The 17,026-nt window shown below is 70.3% G+C and carries 16 protein-coding genes; 9 read left to right on the plus strand and 7 right to left on the minus strand.

Features of this window, described 5'->3' with window-relative positions; genetic code table 11:
* Positions 1–126 precede the first annotated feature (126 nt).
* Positions 127–1,722 (minus strand): amidohydrolase family protein, encoded by a 1,596-nt coding sequence (locus OHA64_RS01530; RefSeq protein ID WP_405606742.1) that lies wholly within the window; start codon positions 1,720–1,722, stop codon positions 127–129.
* Positions 1,723–2,017: 295 nt separating this feature from the next.
* On the opposite strand from OHA64_RS01530, the gene OHA64_RS01535 reads away from it, so the two are divergent.
* The 4 genes from OHA64_RS01535 (at position 2,018) to OHA64_RS01550 (ending at position 5,788) form a co-directional block, all read left to right on the plus strand.
* The gene (locus OHA64_RS01535; protein WP_405606744.1) at positions 2,018–3,055 is read left to right on the plus strand and encodes an ABC transporter substrate-binding protein; all 1,038 of its coding nucleotides are present in this window, start codon (positions 2,018–2,020) and stop codon (positions 3,053–3,055) included.
* A 106-nt stretch (positions 3,056–3,161) separates the two neighbouring features.
* On the plus strand, positions 3,162–4,166 hold the full coding sequence (locus tag OHA64_RS01540; protein WP_405606746.1) for a FecCD family ABC transporter permease: 1,005 nt from the start codon (positions 3,162–3,164) through the stop codon (positions 4,164–4,166).
* Entirely contained in the window at positions 4,163–5,239 is a 1,077-nt protein-coding gene (locus OHA64_RS01545; protein WP_405606748.1) for a FecCD family ABC transporter permease, read from the plus strand. The genes OHA64_RS01540 and OHA64_RS01545 overlap by 4 nt, the downstream gene beginning before the upstream one ends.
* 78 nt (positions 5,240–5,317) lie before the next feature.
* Positions 5,318–5,788 carry a DIP1984 family protein gene (locus tag OHA64_RS01550; RefSeq protein ID WP_405623805.1) on the plus strand — a complete coding sequence of 157 codons (471 nt, stop codon included), beginning with the start codon at positions 5,318–5,320 and terminating at the stop codon, positions 5,786–5,788.
* A 254-nt stretch (positions 5,789–6,042) separates the two neighbouring features.
* Here OHA64_RS01550 and OHA64_RS01555 read toward each other — a convergent pair whose 3' ends face one another.
* Complete coding sequence (locus OHA64_RS01555) at positions 6,043–6,894, minus strand: SDR family oxidoreductase (RefSeq protein ID WP_405606750.1); 852 nt, start codon at positions 6,892–6,894, stop codon at positions 6,043–6,045.
* 102 nt (positions 6,895–6,996) lie between these two features.
* Here OHA64_RS01555 and OHA64_RS01560 point away from each other — a divergent pair, with 102 nt between their 5' ends.
* On the plus strand, positions 6,997–7,572 hold the full coding sequence (locus tag OHA64_RS01560) for a TetR/AcrR family transcriptional regulator (protein ID WP_405606752.1): 576 nt from the start codon (positions 6,997–6,999) through the stop codon (positions 7,570–7,572).
* A 136-nt stretch (positions 7,573–7,708) separates the two neighbouring features.
* Here the strand turns inward: OHA64_RS01560 and OHA64_RS01565 are convergent, their stop codons facing one another.
* Entirely contained in the window at positions 7,709–8,539 is an 831-nt protein-coding gene (locus tag OHA64_RS01565) for a class I SAM-dependent methyltransferase (RefSeq protein WP_405606754.1), read from the minus strand.
* Positions 8,540–8,588: 49 nt separating this feature from the next.
* On the opposite strand from OHA64_RS01565, the gene OHA64_RS01570 reads away from it, so the two are divergent.
* The gene (locus tag OHA64_RS01570) at positions 8,589–8,828 is read left to right on the plus strand and encodes a hypothetical protein (protein ID WP_405606756.1); all 240 of its coding nucleotides are present in this window, start codon (positions 8,589–8,591) and stop codon (positions 8,826–8,828) included.
* Positions 8,829–8,936: 108 nt separating this feature from the next.
* Here OHA64_RS01570 and OHA64_RS01575 read toward each other — a convergent pair whose 3' ends face one another.
* The 4 genes from OHA64_RS01575 to OHA64_RS01590 all read right to left on the minus strand — a co-directional run bounded on the left by OHA64_RS01575 (position 8,937) and on the right by OHA64_RS01590 (position 12,865).
* The gene (locus OHA64_RS01575) at positions 8,937–10,565 is read right to left on the minus strand and encodes an alpha/beta hydrolase (RefSeq protein ID WP_405606758.1); all 1,629 of its coding nucleotides are present in this window, start codon (positions 10,563–10,565) and stop codon (positions 8,937–8,939) included.
* Positions 10,566–10,772: 207 nt separating this feature from the next.
* The gene (locus OHA64_RS01580; RefSeq protein WP_405623806.1) at positions 10,773–11,633 is read right to left on the minus strand and encodes an endonuclease/exonuclease/phosphatase family protein; all 861 of its coding nucleotides are present in this window, start codon (positions 11,631–11,633) and stop codon (positions 10,773–10,775) included.
* Positions 11,634–11,847: 214 nt separating this feature from the next.
* Positions 11,848–12,075: a hypothetical protein gene (locus OHA64_RS01585; protein WP_405606760.1), complete on the minus strand. Its 228-nt coding sequence runs from the start codon at positions 12,073–12,075 to the stop codon at positions 11,848–11,850.
* Between the two features lie 394 nt (positions 12,076–12,469).
* On the minus strand, positions 12,470–12,865 hold the full coding sequence (locus OHA64_RS01590) for a helix-turn-helix domain-containing protein (protein ID WP_405606762.1): 396 nt from the start codon (positions 12,863–12,865) through the stop codon (positions 12,470–12,472).
* 264 nt (positions 12,866–13,129) lie between these two features.
* Between OHA64_RS01590 and OHA64_RS01595 the strand changes: the two genes are divergently transcribed.
* The 3 genes from OHA64_RS01595 to OHA64_RS01605 all read left to right on the plus strand — a co-directional run bounded on the left by OHA64_RS01595 (position 13,130) and on the right by OHA64_RS01605 (position 16,953).
* Positions 13,130–14,881, plus strand: coding sequence for a PE-PGRS family protein (locus OHA64_RS01595; protein ID WP_405606764.1), 1,752 nt, complete (start codon positions 13,130–13,132; stop codon positions 14,879–14,881).
* 240 nt (positions 14,882–15,121) lie between these two features.
* Complete coding sequence (locus tag OHA64_RS01600; RefSeq protein ID WP_405606766.1) at positions 15,122–16,033, plus strand: glycoside hydrolase family 5 protein; 912 nt, start codon at positions 15,122–15,124, stop codon at positions 16,031–16,033.
* A 122-nt stretch (positions 16,034–16,155) separates the two neighbouring features.
* On the plus strand, positions 16,156–16,953 hold the full coding sequence (locus OHA64_RS01605) for an SDR family oxidoreductase (RefSeq protein WP_405623808.1): 798 nt from the start codon (positions 16,156–16,158) through the stop codon (positions 16,951–16,953).
* Positions 16,954–17,026 lie beyond the last annotated feature (73 nt).

Here is a 17,026-nt window from a genome sequence, read left to right on the forward strand (position 1 = left end):
ACTCGTCCCCGAGGCGCCGCAGTTGATTGTCCCAACCCGGCGGCCACCTCAAACACGTCCAAGCCGACAAGGTCAGGATGCTGCAACCGGGGTCTTGTGGACGGCGTGGCCGGGGACCTTGGATGGTCAAACCGACGACAGGTGTCCGCCGCAGCCGCAGCCCGTCACGGTCGCCCCCTCCTGGGGCGGCGGGGTCTGTGCGGCGGCCTCTTCCACCGCCGCGAGCAGTCGGCGGCGTTCCTCCGGCGGGATCCACCTGCCGTCGACGACCACGCCGTGGATGCGGCGGGTGTTGTGGATGTCGCGCAGCGGGTCGGCGTCGAGGACGAGCAGATCGGCAGCCTGTCCGCGGGCCACGGTGCCGACGGCGGGCAGGCCGAGGGTGCGGGCCGCGTCCCGCGTGGCCGCGCGCAGGGCCTCGGCCGGGGTGAGGCCGGCCGCCACGAGCAGTGCCAGCTCGTCGTGGAGGGCGAAGCCCGGGACGAGGTATCCGGTGCCGGTGTCGGTGCCCGCCGCCAGCCGCACACCCGCGCCGTGCAGCTCGCTCACCAGCCGGAGCCGGTGCGCGAAGATCCGGCGGATCTGCCGGTCCTGCTGGGGGGTGCGCCCACCGGTCAGGGCCGCCAGCTGCTCCGGCCAGCTCTCCGTCTGCCAGGCGGGCAGGTACTTCCACTCCTCGGCCCGGGACGGCACGTCGTCGGGCAGCTCCAGCGTGCGGTGCACGCCGAGCGTGGGGACGACGGCGGTCCCGTCAGCCGCCAGACTCCGGAAGAGGGCGTCCGCCCGGTCCCGGTCGTAGCCCTGCACCGCCCGCCATTCGAGGGGATGCACCTGCTGGAACCAGCTGTGGTAGCGGGACAGGCTGCTGGGATCGCGCGGGTCGATCCTTACGGCGGCCAGGCGGCGCCGTATCTCCTTCTCGTGCCGTGAGGTCGCCAGGAGCAGCGCGTGCAGGTGCTCGATGGTGCGGTGGCCGGTGGCGCTCGCCTCCGCGATCCGTACGGTGTCGGGGCAGTGCCCGAGGTGGGGGATGCCCTGGCGCCGGGCCTCGTCCGCGATGGCGAAGTAGGCATCGCGGGACAGGCGGGAGTACACCTTGACGAAGTCCGCGCCCTCGCGTTTCACCCGCCGTACGGCGCGCCGGGCCTCGGCCGCGTCGCGCACCTCGATGGTGGGGCCCACGTCGGCCGCCCACAGTGAGGGCGCGCCGTCGACGATGGGGCTGCCGACCACCCAGCGGGGGCCGAGCAGTGCACCGCTGCGGATCTTCTCGCGCCACTCGTGGTGGACCGGCTGGCCCCGCATCTCCCGGACCGTGGTGACGCCGGCGAGGGCGTACAGCGCCGGGATCACCGTCTCCGGGCCGTCGCTGTGGGTGTGCGCCTCGATCAGTCCCGGGATCAGGTACTTGCCGGTCAGGTCGACCGTGCGGGTGTCCGGGCGGAGCCGGGTGCGTGCGCTCGGGGCGAGTCCGGTGATGCGGCCGCCCTCGACGACGACCGTCATACCGGGGGCCGGGGGTGCTCCCGAGCCGTCGATCACGGTGACATTGGTGAGCGCCAACGGGCCTGTGTCGGCGCCGTTTTTGGCCCTCGTTCCGGCCGCGCGTGCCGTGCCGGCGGACGCCGTGCTCGTCAGTGCCGTACCCGTCACGGCGGCGGCCCCGGCCAGGAACCCTCGTCGGGCCATGCCGCGATGTGCCCCAACTGGTGCTTCGGACATGCTGTTTCCCCTCCTGCTGGTGAATCCTTCGGCGCTGTCCGCCGACCCCCACGACTCTGGCGGACACGGGGCGACAGGACAGTGCGGCCAGACGGTGCGTGTGGGGGTGTTGCTGGGACCACCGGGGGCCTCCCCGACGCTGGGGTTGCCCCGAACCGAACCGGCGCCAGCCGGAGTGATCACGTGTGTGGCGGTGACAGGAACCACACAGGACCCCTTGTCGACCACGACGAGTGCCCAGATAAGGTGAGCCTTGCCTAATGGCAACAGAGTGGTGTCACAAAGGAGTTCTGTCATGTTCCCTCGACGTCGCGGCCCGTCCGCCCTCGCTTTCGCCGTGGCCGCGGCGCTGATCCTCGGGGCGTGTGGCGGTTCCGCCGACGACGGCAAGGACGCGGGATCGGGGGGCGGTGACAAGAAGGCCGTGGCGCAGGGCGGCGAGGACTTCGGGTCCGCCGCGCAGAAGACCGCGGCGATGGGCACCGACGCGAAGCCGGGCGAGTGGCCGCGCACCGTCCGGCACGCGATGGGCAAGACCGTGATCGAGGCCCAGCCCAAGCGCGTGGTGGTCCTGGACGTCGGCGAGCTGGACAACGTGGTGTCGCTGGGCATCGAACCGGTCGGGATCGCCCCCACCGAGGGCTCCCCCGAGCTGCCGTCGTACCTGAAGAAGGACGCCGGCACACCGAAGAACATCGGCACCATCAACAACCTCAACCTCGAAGCGATCGCCGGTCTCCACCCGGACCTCATCCTCGGCAGCCAGCTGCGCGCCGCGGACAAGTACAACGAGTTGTCGAAGATCGCCCCGACCGTCTTCTCCATCCGGCCCGGCTTCACGTGGAAGGAGAACTACCTCCTCAACGCGTCGGCCCTCGACAAGACGGCAGAGGCCAAGTCGAAGCTCGCCGCGTACGACGTCAAGGTCAAGGCACTGGGCACCGAACTCGGCGCCGACAAGCCGACCGTCTCGATGGTGCGTTACCTGCCCGACGGCCTGATCCGCCTCTACGCGAACGCCTCGTTCATCGGCACCATCCTCAAGGACGCCGGCATCCCCCGCCCGAAGAACCAGGACATCGAGGACCTGGCCGCCGAGGTCAGCGCCGAGAACATCGACCAGGCCGACGCCGACTACATCTTCACCGGCGTCTACGGCGACGCGAAGGCCACGGACAAGTCCCGTGCGCAGGGCAACCCGCTGTGGAAGAACCTCAAGGCGGTCAAGTCCGGGCACGCCTATGACGTACCGGACGAGACCTGGTACCTCGGGCTCGGTGTCACCGCGGCCGAGCAGGTCGTCGCGGACCTGGACAAGTACCTGACCAAGTAGGCGACCGGGGCTCCGGCCCCGGCGCGGTCACCTGTCCATCCGTCCGCATGAACCGCTGAACCACCTGAACGACGTGAATCACATGCATCACATGAAGAGGTAGCGCATGTCCCATGCCACCTGGCGCCGGGTCGTCCGGCTGGCCGCGGGCGTGCTCCTGCTGCTTCTCGCCGTTCTGCTCAGTCTCGCGGTCGGCAGCCGCCAGATCGCCCCCACCGAGGTGTTCGACGCCCTGCTGCACGGCGGGACCGGCGACAACGCCCAAGTCGTGCGGGCCCTGCGGGTGCCCCGCACACTCATCGGTGCGATGGTCGGCCTCGCCCTGGCGGTCGCCGGCGTGGTCATGCAGGGCCTCACCCGCAATCCGATCGCCGAGCCCGGCGTCCTCGGCGTCAGCCAGGGCGCCTCGCTCGGCGTGGTCTGCGCGATCGCCTTCTTCGGGGTGCACACGCTCAACGGATACGTCTGGTTCGCCTTCGTCGGTGCGGGGCTCGCGGCGGTGGCCGCGTACGCGGTCGCCAGCGGAGGACGCGGCGGCGCCTCCCCGGTGAAACTGGCCCTGGCCGGTGCCGCGATGAACGCCTTCCTCGCCTCGGTGGTGTCCGGAATCGTCACCACCGATGCCCGGGTCCTGGACGAGTTCCGCTTCTGGGACGTCGGCTCGATCAGCGGACGGGACGGCTCCGTCGTCGCGCAGACGTGGCCGTTCCTGGTCGCGGGACTGCTGCTGGTCGCCATCACGGTCCCCGGCCTGGACGCGCTCGCCCTGGGCGACGACGTGGCCCGGGGACTCGGCCACCACGTCCTACGGGTGCGGATCCTGGGTGCTCTCGCCGCGACCGTGCTGACCGGTGCCGCGGTGGCCGCGGCCGGTCCCATCGCCTTCGTCGGGCTCGCCGTGCCGCACATCGCCCGGGCTCTGGTGGGCTCCGGCCATCGCTGGGTCCTGCCCATGGCCGCCGTACTGGGGCCCTCGGTGATCCTGGTCTCGGACGTACTCGGGCGGGTCCTCTTCCCGCCCTCGGAGGTCCCGGTGGCCGTGATGACGGCCCTGTTGGGCGTGCCGTTCCTGGTCGCGCTGGTACGGCGGAAGGCGACGGTGGCGGTATGACGCAACTCGACCGGACCTGCACGGCGACCGCCCGCCCCGCCGGCTACTCCGTCGTCCGCGTGCGCGACAACAGCTTCCTGCTGCACCGCAGGGCCGTCGTGATCGCCGCCGTCCTCACTGTCGCGCTGGCGGTGACCGTCGTCGCCTCGCTCTGCATCGGCGAATCCTTCGTCTCCCCCACCGAGGTCGTCCGCGTACTGTTCGGGAAGCCGAGCCCCGACGAGCTGGTCGTCGGCACGCTGCGCCTGCCCCGCCTGGTGACGGGTCTGCTGGTCGGCGCCGCCTTCGGGATCGCGGGGGCGCTGGTCCAGACGGTCGCCCGCAACTCCTTGGCGAGTCCGGACGTCATCGGTGTCACACACGGCGCCGGCGCGGCGACCGTGACCGCGATGACCTTCGGCGTCACGTCCCCCACCGCGCTGCCGTACGTCGCGATCGTCGGCGGGCTGTCCGCCGCCGTGCTCGTCTACGCCTTCGCCTGGCGCAAGGGCCTGCACGCCACGCGGTTCGTGCTCGTCGGGATCGGCGTCTCGATCGCGCTGGGCTCGCTGACCCGGCTGTTCCTGACCAAGGGCGACTATCTGGTGGCCCAGCAGGCCAAGGTGTGGCTCACCGGCTCCCTCAACGGACGCGGTTACGACCAGGCGGTGCCCCTCGCCCTGACCATGCTGGTCCTGCTCCCCCCGCTGCTGTGGGCCGCCCGGGCCCAGCGGGCGGTGTCCCTGGACGACGACACGGCCACCGCCTTGGGTGTCCCGCTGGGTCGCGTACGGCTGGGTCTGACCGCCCTCGGCGTGGTGCTGGCATCCGTTGCGACGGGGGCGGCCGGGCCCGTCGACTTCGTCGCGCTGCTGGCGCCACAGATCGCCCGTCGCCTCACCCGCACCGCGCAGATCCCTCTGCTCTGCTCGGCGTTGACGGGTGCCCTGATCGTGACCGCGGCGGATCTGCTGGCCCGGCGCATGTTCTCCCCCACCGAACTGCCGGTCGGCGTGCTGACCGCGGCGGTCGGCGCGCCGTACCTGATGTGGCTGATCGCCCGCACACGGAGCCGCGGCGGGGCCACCGCCTGAGCCCTTGCCGGGGCGCTCCGTATGAACTGGTCCGCGCCCGTATACTCGTTCGAGCTCATGGAGGGGGAGGTGGAGACAGTGAAGCTTGCTGAGGCACTGGCAGAACGTGCGGAGGCGACACGCCGTGTAGAACAGTTGCGAGCGCGCGTCGTCAGCAGTGCGCGGTACCAGGAGGGGGAGGCGCCCGCCGAGGATGCCGCCCAGTTGTTGGCTGAAGCCGGTGAGGTGCTGGGCGCTCTGGAAACGTTGATCCGGCGGATCAACCGGACCAATGCCACCGTGGAGATGGGTCCCGACGGCACGCTCACCGATGCCCTCGCACGCCGGGATGTCCTGCGGTTGCGTCACTCCGTGGTCACCGCCGCGGCGGACGCGGCGGCGGGTGGCGGCGAGCGGGGATACGGCCGGCAACTCCGCTCCGAGCTGCTGATGCTTTCCGCACTTCCGGTCGCTGAACTGCGAGGTCAGGCGGATGTTCTCGCGCGGGAGATCCGCGAGGTCGATGTGCGGATCCAGCGTACGAACTGGGAGGTGGATCTGCTGGACTGAGTAGTCCAGCAGGCGGGGGACGATGTGGAGCAGGTAGCTGCTTCGGAGGCGTGCACACACCGAGGGCCGGCGGTTTTCCAGCCCACTCCTGGCGCGTGAAGAGCAACGCGGGGGTTCAACTCCCCATCAACAGTGCAGCTCAGCACGGCGTACAGGTAAAGGTGCACATCGCACAGCACATCACCACGTGCAGATCCGAAGCGGTGAGGGCGGGTTCGGGGCTTTCCACATCGCAGCACCCCCGGTGGGGCGGATCAGTGGGTGAAGGCGACGGATTCAGCGAGGTCCTTCTGAGTTTCGAGCGCGGTGAGACGTTCGGTGAGTGCCGCGTGGATTGCGCTGTAGGTGTCGGAGCCGAGAGCCAGGCGCAGGGGCGGGCTCGGGTGGCGGGTGGTGTCGTAGATGGCGGCGGCGAGCTTGGCCGGGTCACCGGTGAAGACGTTCTCGTCTGCGGTTTCCAGGTAACGCCGGGTCTGGCCGACGGCGTTGTCGCGGTAGACGGTCGTTTCGGTGGTGTATTGCAGGGCCGAAGCGAAGCCGGTGCGGGTGGCGCCGGGCTCGACCAGAGTGAGGTGGATGTTGAAGTCGGAGACCTCGCGGCTGACGCTCTCGGTGAAGCCCTCCAGCCCCCACTTGCCCGCGTGATAGGAGCTGTGGGTGGGAATGCCGACCTGACCGCCCACGCTGGAGATCTGGATGATCCGACCTCCGCCCTGCTCACGCATCGGCTGCAGGAAGGCACGGGTGATCGTCATCGGCGCGAGCAGGAGAACCTCGATCTGGTCGCGAATCTGCTCGACGGTCATTTCCTCGGCGGCGCCCACAACCGCGTATCCGGCGTTGTTGACCACAATGTCCACCGGCCCGGACCGAAGAGTCCTGCCGACCACCTTGTCCACGTCGGCCGGCCGCGTGAGGTCGAGGATCTCGACAGTCAGCCGGTCGCCGTGCGTCTCACGCAGGTCTTTTAGAGCTGCGGGGCGGCGGACCGTCGCCGTGACGCGGTCGCCGTTCTGGAGGACGTGCTCGGTGAGATGGCGGCCCAGCCCACCGGAGGCTCCGGTGACGAACCAGTGACGTGAGGCCTTGTCGGAGGGGGCGGGCATGGGAGTCTCCTGGAGTAGTGTGATACCGGAATTCGTTCCGCTTAAGAGTTAAGCGGAACGAATTCCGGAAAGCAACTGGAGACCGACACCGAAGGAACCCGCATGCCCGCCACGCCCCGCCGCACCAGGAGTGACGCGCTGCAGAACCGGGAGCGCCTGCTGGAGGTCGCCGCGCAGGCCTTCGCCGAGCAGGGACTGGACACCGCGCCTGCCGCCATCGCCAAGCAGGCGGGCGTCGGTGTCGGCACGCTCTACCGGCACTTCCCGACTCGGGAAGTCCTCATCGACGCCGCGTACCGGCGCCAACTCACCCAGGTGTGCGAGAAGGTGAACGACCTCCTCACCCAGCACCCGGCCGCCGAGGCCACCCGGAGATGGATGGAACACTTCATCCACTACGCCACGGCAAAGAGCGGAATGTCCGAAGCCCTCAACGCGGTCATCGCCTCCGGCGTCGATCCATACTCCGACAGCCGTGCACTCCTTACCGACGCCGTCGCCACCCTTCTCGCCGCCGGCGCCCGAGACGGAACCCTGCGAACCGACGTCGCCCCCGACAACGTCCTACTCCTCATGGGTGGCATCGCCTATTCCGTGCAGCACGGCACCGAAGGGCAAGCCCGCCCGCTCGTCGGCCTCTTCATGGACGCGCTGACCAAGGACTCGACCGCGAGCTGAGCCGAAGCTCCCGGACCGGCGCGCCAACGCGAGTGCAGCCACGGTCAGTTCATCGAGGGATGCACGTCAGCGCAGTGTTCGCCGAGCCACGCCCCGACGTCCCGACGCCCCGGAGGCCGGTTCGTGCGGCGGGCGTTCATGGGGTGTCCGGCGTCGGCTTGCGGGCCAGATCGTAGGCGAAGCTCACTGTTTCGGTCAGGCTGCCGTCGATCATGTAGGGGCCGAGTTCGGCGCTGAGGTCGGCGTCGAACTCGGCGGCGCGGTCCGCGAGCACGGACGGAGGAAGGAATGACGTCGAGCGGACGTGGCCGGCGAGTTCGTCGGTCGTCCAGCGGTGCTCGACCGCGAACCGGCGCCGTTCGGCGGGTTCGAAGCCGGCGCGAGAGAGCACGTCATGGTCGGGGTCCTCGTGCCGTTGGCTCTCCGCGCCGGGCGGAACGCGGCTGGTGGCGTCGAGGGTCTCCTGCCACCTGCGCAGCAGCCTGTCGAATGCCTGCTGCCAGTCCAGGGAGCCGGCCCACGGGCTCGTCGACCAGCACAGAGCCAGGCAGCCGCCGGGCCGGAGCCAAGCGAGGGCGCGCCTGGCGACGACGTCGCGGCGCAGGCGGTGGAAGGCGTTGCCGATGACGATCAGTTCGAAGCTACCCGGGTCCGCGTCCAGCTCCTCGGCGTCGGCGGTGACGGCCCGGAGGCGGGCCGCGTCCGCGATGGCGGCCGCCTTGGCGCGGACCGCGTCCGTCATGTCGGGTTCGGCGTCCACGGCCCATACGTCCGCGAACCGGTAGCGCAGCGGGAAGGCGAGCTGACCGGTGCCGCAGGCCAGGTCCAGAAGGCGTCCACGCCCGGAGGGGGCCGTGCGGCGGGCCAAGTCGGCGAGCATCGCGTCAGGGTAGGGAAGACGGAAGCGGTCGTAGTAGCTCGCGGTGCCCCGGTACAGGTCGGGGTCGAACCTCACCTCGTTGGCCATGCGGCCACCCTCCCACGCTGAACTCACGGCTGACGTGCCGGTAAGAACCGTGTCACCAGCCGCAAACGGCGGTGAGCAGTCCTTCGACCTGGAGGGTGGGGGCAGTTCTGCCGTGCTGGTCGACTCGGCGAGCGCGAGACGGCCGGCCTTCGTTCGGGCACTGGTTGTGGATGGTGTGGCGGGAGACTCCGAGGAGCCGAACCGCCAGGAGGTGCTGCGGACCGTCCGGGCGCGGTTCGCAGTCGAGGTGGCGGTGTTCGCCGGGCGGGTGAGCAGGTCGCGGGCGTGACGTACCTGTTCGTCGGTCCTGGCCGGCGGGTGGCCGATCCGGGGTGCCTCGGGCGCCGGCGGCGTGGGGTGGTGTCGTTCCCGAACCGGTCTCGGCCAGCGTGTCGTCCTACTGCGCGGCGTAGGCCAACCAGCCCCCACCGGTGTCCACACCGCCGCGCGGCTCGGGCGCGGCGAAGGGAGGCGCGTCCTGGCGGCACACTGTTCCGGTCGGCGGGAGGTCGCCGTCGATGAGGTAGCGGCTTGCATGGGCGTTGACGCAGCTGCTGGGGTTGAGCAGTGCCGTGTGCCCGACTGCATCGTGGGTCAGCAGGCGGGCATTGGCCAGCTCCTTCGCCATGGCCTGCGCGGCCGACAGAGGAGTGGAGGGGTCGTAGGTGTTCCCGACCACCAGGATGGGGTTCGCCGTCGGCTTGTTCCATGGGCCGCGGTAGCGGTCCTCGGCGACCGCCGGCCAGGAGGCACAGCCCGCGGAGGCCCAGATCCAGTAGCGTCCGGTGTCCCCCGCACGGGCGGCCGCGGCCTCTGCCAGGGTGTGGTACACACCGGGGTCCCGCGGGTTGGGGCTGTCGCCGCAGAAGACCGCGGTGCTCTGTTCCTCGCCCAGGTACGGATTCGGGTTGGGGACCGGTGCCGGGGGCGGGAGGGGGGACGGCTCCGGGACGCGGCCCTGCCACAGGTCCTGCAGCCTGCCGGCGAGTTCCGTCCCCCCGAGCTGGACGTCGTAGAGGCTGTTCACCACGTCAGCCACCGTGCCGGCGTAGGTCCACGGGCCCACGGGCTCCTTTCGGAGCCGCTGCAGCAGCTGGTCGTACTTGTCCTGGGTCGCCTTCGGGGTGCCCGCGGAGAACGAGCAGCGGGCTGTCGTCGTGGATCCGCACAACGTGAGGAACCGGTTCACGGTCTCCGCGGCGCTGCGGCCGGAGCCCAGGCGCTGGAACGACGTGGTCCGGGGGGCCTCGTCGGAGGCGTCGTTCGTCCAGGCCCGCGGGTCCCAGTTGGCGTCGAAGACCATGGCGCGGACCCTGCCGGGGAAGAGGTTCGCGTAGGTGGCGCCCAGGTACGTTCCGTAGGAGATCCCGTAGTAGGTGAGCTGCTGGTCACCCACCGCCTTGCGAAGCTGGTCGAGGTCGCGCGCGTTCTCGGCGGTCGACACATGGCGCAGGAGCTCGGGATCACGCTGCTCACAGCGCCGGCCCAGTTCCTCGTACGCGGCGGTGAAGGCCGCCCGCTCCTTCGCTCCCACCGGGAAGCCTGCCGCTTTGCTCGCACCCCAGTCTGCGGCTTCCTCGGGACTCGCGAAGCAGTTCACCGCGGTGCTGCTGCCGATGCCGCGGGGGTCCCAGCTGACGATGTCGAACCGCTCCCGCACCTCGCGCGGGAAGGACTCGTAGTTCTGTGGCATCTGGACGGTTCCGGGGCCGCCGGGTCCGCCGGGGTTGAAGAACAAGGTGCCGATGCGCTGTCCGGGGCCGGTCGCCTTCCGTTTGACGACGGCGAGTTCGATGGTGCGGCCGCCTGGGTCGTCGTAGTCGAGCGGGACCTTCGCGGTCGCGCAGTCGAACGGACTGCCCTGGACGCAGGGTTTCCAGTCCAGCTGCGGGGCGGGCGCGGAAGGGGACGGCGCGCCACCGGCCGGAGCGTGAAACGGTCCGGTAAATGCCGTCGAGCAGATCACCACCGCGGCGAGGGCCGCGGCACGATGCCGACGGCCCGCTGTCGGTGCGGATATGTGCATGTCTTGTCCTTCCCGGTCAAGGGTCCGACGCCATCCATGCGCCGGACGTCGGCACGCATCCGGTCAACGACACCTCGGTCCGGCAAGGCGCGCGAGCGAACCGGGGCCGAATGGCGGAGCTACTGCCCACCTCGCCCTGAGCCGGTATTACGCCGCGAAGTACCTGGTCCGGGCTCGGACCTGCTGGCGCCGGTGTCGCACGCACTGTCACACCTTCACCGTGGCCGCCACCGGCAGGTGGTCGCTGCTGGTGGCGGGCAGTGTCCAGGATGCGCGTGGGGTCACGCCGCGTACGAGGATGTGGTCGATCCTCGCCACCGGGAACGAGGCGGGCCAGGTGAGGCCGAAGCCGGCGCCCGCCGCGGACTGGGTCGAGTACAGCTGGGAGGTGACAGGGGACAGAGCCCGGTCGTCGAGGGTGCCGTTGAGGTCGCCCACGAGCAGGGTGCGAGGGAGCGTTTCGGCGCGCAGGGCGGCGCCGAGGCGGCGTGCGGCGGCGTCGCGGTCGTCGGTGGTGAAGCCGGAGGAGGCGGTGAAGCGGACCGACAACAGGTGGGCGACGAAGACGGCGACCGGTCCCTTGGGCGTGCGGACGGTGGTGCGCAGGGCGCGCGCCCAGAGCGCGATGTCGACCGGGCGGGTATCGACGATCGGGTAGCTGCTCCACAGGCCGACGGTGCCCTGCACCGAGTGGTGCGGGTAGGTGCGGGCCAGCGTTCTGACGTACTGCTGTGTCGCCGTGCCGCCCAGTTCTTCGAGGGCCACCACGTCGGCGCCGGAGGCGGCCAGGGCGCGTGCCGTGCGCGCCGGGTGCCGGTTGTGCTCGTTGACGTTGTGTGTCACGACGGTCAGGTCTCCGCCGCCTGCCCGCTTGTCGACGAGCGTCCCACCGAAGAGTGAGCCCCAGATGACCGCGGGCAGCAGGACGGCCACGGCGGCGGTCGCGGATCGGCGGACCAGCGCGCACAGCAGCAGGAGCGGCACGGCCAGGCCCGTCCAGGGCAGGAAGGTCTCGGTGAGGCTGCCGAGGTTGCCGACGCGGTTGGGGATGTGAGCGTGGCCCAGCATCACCAGCGCGGCCGGCAGTGCCAGGGCGGCGACGATCCGGCCGCGGCGCCAGACGCCGGGGCCCACACCGGGGGCGGGTACGAGTTCGAGTTCGGGCTCGGGCTCGGGCTCGGGCTCGGGTACCGGTACGGGTACGAGTTCGGGCTCGGGTACGAGTACGGGAGAGCTCTCCGGTCGTACGGAGGGTGTGTCGGGTGGTGTTGCCATGGCCGCCTCACCGGGTCGCGGGCTCGGTCTGTGCCAGCCACTGCCGTACGCCCTCGATCAGCGCGCGGCTGTTGTCGAAGGCGGCCTGGAGGCCCTGCTGGGGGTTGGTGCCGGCCTGCTGGTGGAGGACGACGCCGAGGACCAGGCGGTCGCGTCCGCTGCCGTCGGGCGCGGTGGCCGCCCACATCAGGTCGCCGCCGGCGGGGGTGCTGGATCCGGTCCTGAGGCCGATCACGCCGGCCGCGCCCAGCAGCGAGCTGGTGTTTGAGATCCGGCCAGGTGCCCCGGGGGGCGGTGGTGCCGGGTGTGGTGGTGCCGGGGACGGTGGTGCCGGGCATCGCGACGATGGACCGGAACACAGGCGTGAGCCGCGCCGGCCAGGAACGCGGGAAAGGCGCATGGGGGCAGTACCTCCAAGGGGGTTGACGTGCGGCGCTCGTACGTCAGCCACCTTGGCGGGGGCGGATCTCCGACGGGGCGTGGCCGTGAATCCGGCACCGCTCAGCCAGTCATCGGTCGTGTATCAGTCCTGTCGCGCCGGCCGGACATGCTCCGGGTCGCCGGGTCGCTCATCACCAACCAGGTCCGGTCCTACGACCTGCCGGTCGGCAACTACCCGGCCCCTTGGTTCACTTGGAGTCCCCGTCCGCCTGCTCGCGCGGCGCCGGCCGGAACAGCGCGAAGGCGAGAGAGACGTCCCGCAGCGAGGGATCGGACAGCTCCCGGTACTCGTCCGCCAGAGCCTGCAACCGCGCCCCCAGCTGCGCGAACTGCTCCTCGGTGAGCCGCAGATGCGCCATCCTTGCGTACCGCTCGGCATCCACCGGCGACGCTTCCAGATCCGCCACCGTGACCCCCCGCACCTTCCGCGTCCGCACCACCTTCACCAGGCCGGCCCGCTCCAGCAGCCGCACGTGATAGCTGGAACTCCCCTTCGCGAGGCCAACCCGCTCGGCAATCTGCGTAATCGTCGCCGGCTCGAATGTGAACTGCCCATAGCCAGAGCGGGAGTTGGCGAGCGTCACCGGGCGGCCGTTGTCACGTGGCCCTACCGGGCGATGAGCGGGCTGGCGCAGGGCTGCGGTGGCCATCAAGCCCCGACCGGGAACGGCAGGCGGGCTCCAGTGGCATGGGGCGGCCCATGGTTGCCCGCAGGCGCACCGGCGCTGCCCTCGCGGCTCTTGAGCCGCAGCCGGGCAGGTTGAAGCCTGGTGGACAGAACGCACGGTGGGCGATACCGGCACACGGGTCAGGGGCCGGGCGGTGCGACCAGTCGGGAGGGGACACGGATGTACGGACAGCGGCACGGTGACACCGAGCAGAAGCGGCCGAGGACACCGGCGCGGACCGTGCCCGCCCCGCAGGTGGCAGCGCCGCCCGTCCGGGGGGTGGGCGGCCCGGGCCGGGTGAGCCCCGCCGAGGTGGCGGCGCTCCAGAGCGCGGCCGGCAACCAGGCGGCGACGGCGATCGTCCAGCGGGCACGGGAAAGCCAGATGGAAGCGGACGCCCTCGCGAGGGAGAACACGCCGCCGGCCGACGAGGCTGCCCTGCAGGCCTCCCAGGCCCCCGATGCGGTGATGGTCCGGCTCAGCGCGTCGATCGAGGCTCACACGCTCCAGAAGAAACGGAAGTTCAACTTCTGGGAGCCGCACAAGAAGTGGCCGGAGGGCTGGCTGCTGGAGAACACCCGGATGCAGTGGGTCCTGGAACGGCGGCTTGTCCTCGGGATGGCCTTCCAGCAGGACGAACTCCGGGACATCGAGATCCTTTCGACGAAGAGGCCGGGCTGGCTGAACAGTGTGGGCATCGGCACCCTGGCAGAGGGCAGGCTGATCGCCGAGGGCAAGGGCCGGATGGCCGGCGCGGGCAACAACGCGAGCGGCAAGAACAACGGCGGGAAGGACAAGGGCGGGAAGGACGCGCAGGCCGCGGAGCGCGAGCGCGCCGACTACTCGGCCTGGCTGAAGCTCAGCCCGGGACGGCGTGTCCTCGCCGCGACCCTCGCCTTCCAGACACAGGCGCCGGTCCGGGGAGCCTCCACGCCGAGTAATCCAGCCTACACCCTGGGCCGATTCATGCGCACCAACGAGCTGGGGCCCGACGATCCGGAACGGGCGACGCTGGAGAGCGAACGGGACGAGCAGATCCGGGAAACGGCCGTCGACACCCTGTTCCCGGACGGCCTGCGCGAGGAGCAGAAGCACGAGTCCGCCGGCGACCACGCGACGAAGGAGATGAAAGGGCGGGACGACTTCGCCCGGAACATCCTCACCAACGTCCTGCTCATCCTGCGGCACGGTCTCCAGGTCGCGGGGAAGGACGGCACGTACGTCGACTACAAGGACGGTGACGTCATCCGGGCGCTCGCCCACGGCGGACGCGTCAACATCCGCATCCCCGCGCTCCGCAAGGGGGAGAGCCCCCATCAGCTGCTCGACTTCCTCGGCGTCACCCAGGGAGGCACCCCGCACCAGCACGCAGTGAAGCGCGACTACGCCACGCACCGCTCCTCCATCGGCAAGAACAAGGATGGTGAGCCCGGCAGCTTCAAGGAAAAGGGCGGTGTCGGGGCGGCGGTGAAGAACAAGGTCTCGGAGTACACCCCAGGCATGACCAACCCGGAGCTGCTGGCGGCCAACCTCTCGGGCGGCGGCTTCGGAACCAAGGACTGGAACGGCGATGTCGTCCTGCCGAACGGCTCCTACGGCCACATGCTCCTGGTGTTCACCGCGCCGACCGGTGACAAGGACGGCGGCCTGCTGGTCGGCATCGAGACGGTGGCGCCCGGCGCCCGCAGCCCGGTCGGCTATCACCACGGCGTCAGGTCCACGGAGGCGACCGCCAACCCCGAGTCCGTGCTGCACGGCCACAAGCAGGACAAGATCGGTGCCACGAGGGCGGAACTGGGGAAGATGGGCGGGGAGGACTGGCACGACTTCCTCCAGACGATCAAGCAGGACTGGGTGGGCAAGCTGGAGGCGGCCAAGGACACCGCCCAGAAGCGGAAGCTGTACGAGGAACTGGTCGGCCCGCGGGAGTAGAACGTGGTGGGAGCGCGCACTGATTGCCGGGACCCCCGTTCTGGTGCCCCGCCCATGACCGGGTGGCCGCCCCGAGCCGAACAACCTGACCGCCGGACGCGGTTGGTGCTACCGGCGCGCCCGTCCCCCGTTGGTCCTCGTGACGCCGGCGAAGGTCGTGTGACGACCCGGCGGATACACTCGCCCCGTCCCTGTGAGGCTGTCCGGCTCGGAGGTCACATGCCGCGCTCGTCTTCGTCCATGAGGCTCGGCTCGGGGATCAACCTCGGCAACGCCCTGGACGCCGCCGACGGTGACGAGCACGCGCTTCGGCTGCCGCGGCGGTATTTCGACGAGATCAAGGCCGCCGGGTTCGACACGGTCCGGTTGCCGGTGGCATGGTCGTTGCACGCCGAACAGACCGCTCCGTACACCGTCGGACAGGACTTCTTCCAACGCGTCGACCGGGCGGTCGACCAGGCACTGGCTCGGGATCTGAACGTCGTGCTCAACGTGCACCACTATCACGAGCTCAACCACACGCCCGACGCGCAGACGGAGCGGTTTCTGGCCTTGTGGCGGCAGATCGCCCCGCGCTACGCCGATCGTCCAGAGCTTCTCCACTTCGAGTTGCTCAACGAGCCCCGCGCCGCCATGACCGCGCAGCGATGGAACGCCCTGCTGCCCCACGCCCTGGCCGCCGTACGGGAATCGAACCCAGAACGCACCGTGCTCATCGGGCCGGCGGAGATGAACGACATCCGCGCTCTTCCGAAGCTCGAGCTGCCCGATGACGACCACTTGGTGGCGACGGTCCACTACTACGCCCCGTTCGAGTTCACCCACCAGGGCGCGCACTGGGTCGAGAACTCCGCCCCGTGGCTCGGCACGACCTGGGGTGGCGAAGCCGACCGGAAGACCGTGAGCGAGGACCTTGCCGCGGCCGCGGCCTGGGCAGACGCTCGCGCCGTCCCTCTGTTCATCGGAGAGTTCGGCGCATACGAGCAGGCGGACATGGACTCCCGGGTCCGCTGGACCGCCTGGGTACGGGAGGAAGCCGAGCGCCTGGGGATGAGCTGGGCCTATTGGGAGTTCGGCACCGACTTCGGTGCGTACGCCCGCGAGACCGACACCTGGCGCGAGCCCCTGCGACAGGCCTTGATCCCCCAGTAGCGATCACGTCTCGAGACGGCTCCGGTGGTCGCGAGCAAGAGGAGCCGACAGCGCTCCAGCCATGCGGCATGAAAAGCGGTTGCTGCGCCGACGGCCGACCAGGAGGATCCCCTTCCGTGACGATGACCAACGACGGACCGCAAGCCGGCAGCGGCCGCTCTCCCGACTCCCGCCGGCCGATCGCCCTGGTCACCGGTGTGGGTCGAACCGTTGGCATAGGGGCGGGCATCGCCCGTCAGCTGGCGGCCTCAGGCTGGGACATCGCCTTCAGTCATTGGACCGCCTACGACGAGCGCATGCCGTGGGGCATCGAGACCGGGGCCGTAGGCGCGATCGAACGAGACCTCGCCGAGCAGGGCGCGGCCACCGCGGCCGTCGAGGCGGACCTGACCGACACCGACACTCCCGTACATATTTTCGACGAAGCTGAGCGCCGGCTGGGGGGCGTCACTGCTTTGGTGATGTGCCACTGCGAGTCGACCGACTCCGGCTTGCTCGACACCACCGTCGAGAGCTTCGACCGGCACTTCGCTGTCAACGCTCGCGCCACCTGGCTGCTGATCCGTGAATTCGGGCGGCGCTTCAGCGGTGCCCACGGATCTGGACGCATCATCGGCCTCACCAGCGACCACACCGTGGGCAACCTCCCCTACGGCGCGAGCAAGGGCGCTCTGGACCGCATCACCCTGGCCGCGGCCCACGAGTTCGCCCACCTCGGTATCACTGCCAACGTCATCAACCCTGGCCCGGTCGACACGGGCTGGATGTCGGAGGAGATACGGGTGAGCGGCGTCCGCCAGACGCCGTTGGGCCGGCTCGGCACGCCGCAGGACACCGCGAACCTCGTGGACTTCCTGTGCTCCTCTCAAGGCCAGTGGATCAACGGCCAACTCCTGCTGAGCAATGGAGGTTTCGCCTAGTGCTCGTAGGGGTCCACCGGCCCCGCCGGGTGTCTGGCGTGCTCTCATGAACGATCACGGTGCTGCTCATGCC

This window comes from Streptomyces sp. NBC_00076, from assembly GCF_045041235.1.
In the GTDB taxonomy this organism is placed as follows: Bacteria; Actinomycetota; Actinomycetes; order Streptomycetales; family Streptomycetaceae; genus Streptomyces.

What these genes read in the sequence shown, in the direction of transcription:
- OHA64_RS01555 (WP_405606750.1), bottom strand. Translation starts at nt 6,894, where the DNA reads ATGCCCGCCCCCTCCGACAAGGCCTCACGTCACTGGTTCGTCACCGGA.
- OHA64_RS01545 (WP_405606748.1), top strand. Translation starts at nt 4,163, where the DNA reads ATGACGCAACTCGACCGGACCTGCACGGCGACCGCCCGCCCCGCCGGC.
- OHA64_RS01600 (WP_405606766.1), top strand. Translation starts at nt 15,122, where the DNA reads ATGAGGCTCGGCTCGGGGATCAACCTCGGCAACGCCCTGGACGCCGCC.
- OHA64_RS01575 (WP_405606758.1), bottom strand. Translation starts at nt 10,565, where the DNA reads ATGCACATATCCGCACCGACAGCGGGCCGTCGGCATCGTGCCGCGGCC.
- OHA64_RS01580 (WP_405623806.1), bottom strand. Translation starts at nt 11,633, where the DNA reads ATGCTGGGCCACGCTCACATCCCCAACCGCGTCGGCAACCTCGGCAGC.
- OHA64_RS01560 (WP_405606752.1), top strand. Translation starts at nt 6,997, where the DNA reads ATGCCCGCCACGCCCCGCCGCACCAGGAGTGACGCGCTGCAGAACCGG.
- OHA64_RS01595 (WP_405606764.1), top strand. Translation starts at nt 13,130, where the DNA reads ATGTACGGACAGCGGCACGGTGACACCGAGCAGAAGCGGCCGAGGACA.
- OHA64_RS01530 (WP_405606742.1), bottom strand. Translation starts at nt 1,722, where the DNA reads ATGTCCGAAGCACCAGTTGGGGCACATCGCGGCATGGCCCGACGAGGG.
- OHA64_RS01535 (WP_405606744.1), top strand. Translation starts at nt 2,018, where the DNA reads ATGTTCCCTCGACGTCGCGGCCCGTCCGCCCTCGCTTTCGCCGTGGCC.
- OHA64_RS01605 (WP_405623808.1), top strand. Translation starts at nt 16,156, where the DNA reads ATGACCAACGACGGACCGCAAGCCGGCAGCGGCCGCTCTCCCGACTCC.
- OHA64_RS01540 (WP_405606746.1), top strand. Translation starts at nt 3,162, where the DNA reads ATGTCCCATGCCACCTGGCGCCGGGTCGTCCGGCTGGCCGCGGGCGTG.
- OHA64_RS01565 (WP_405606754.1), bottom strand. Translation starts at nt 8,539, where the DNA reads ATGGCCAACGAGGTGAGGTTCGACCCCGACCTGTACCGGGGCACCGCG.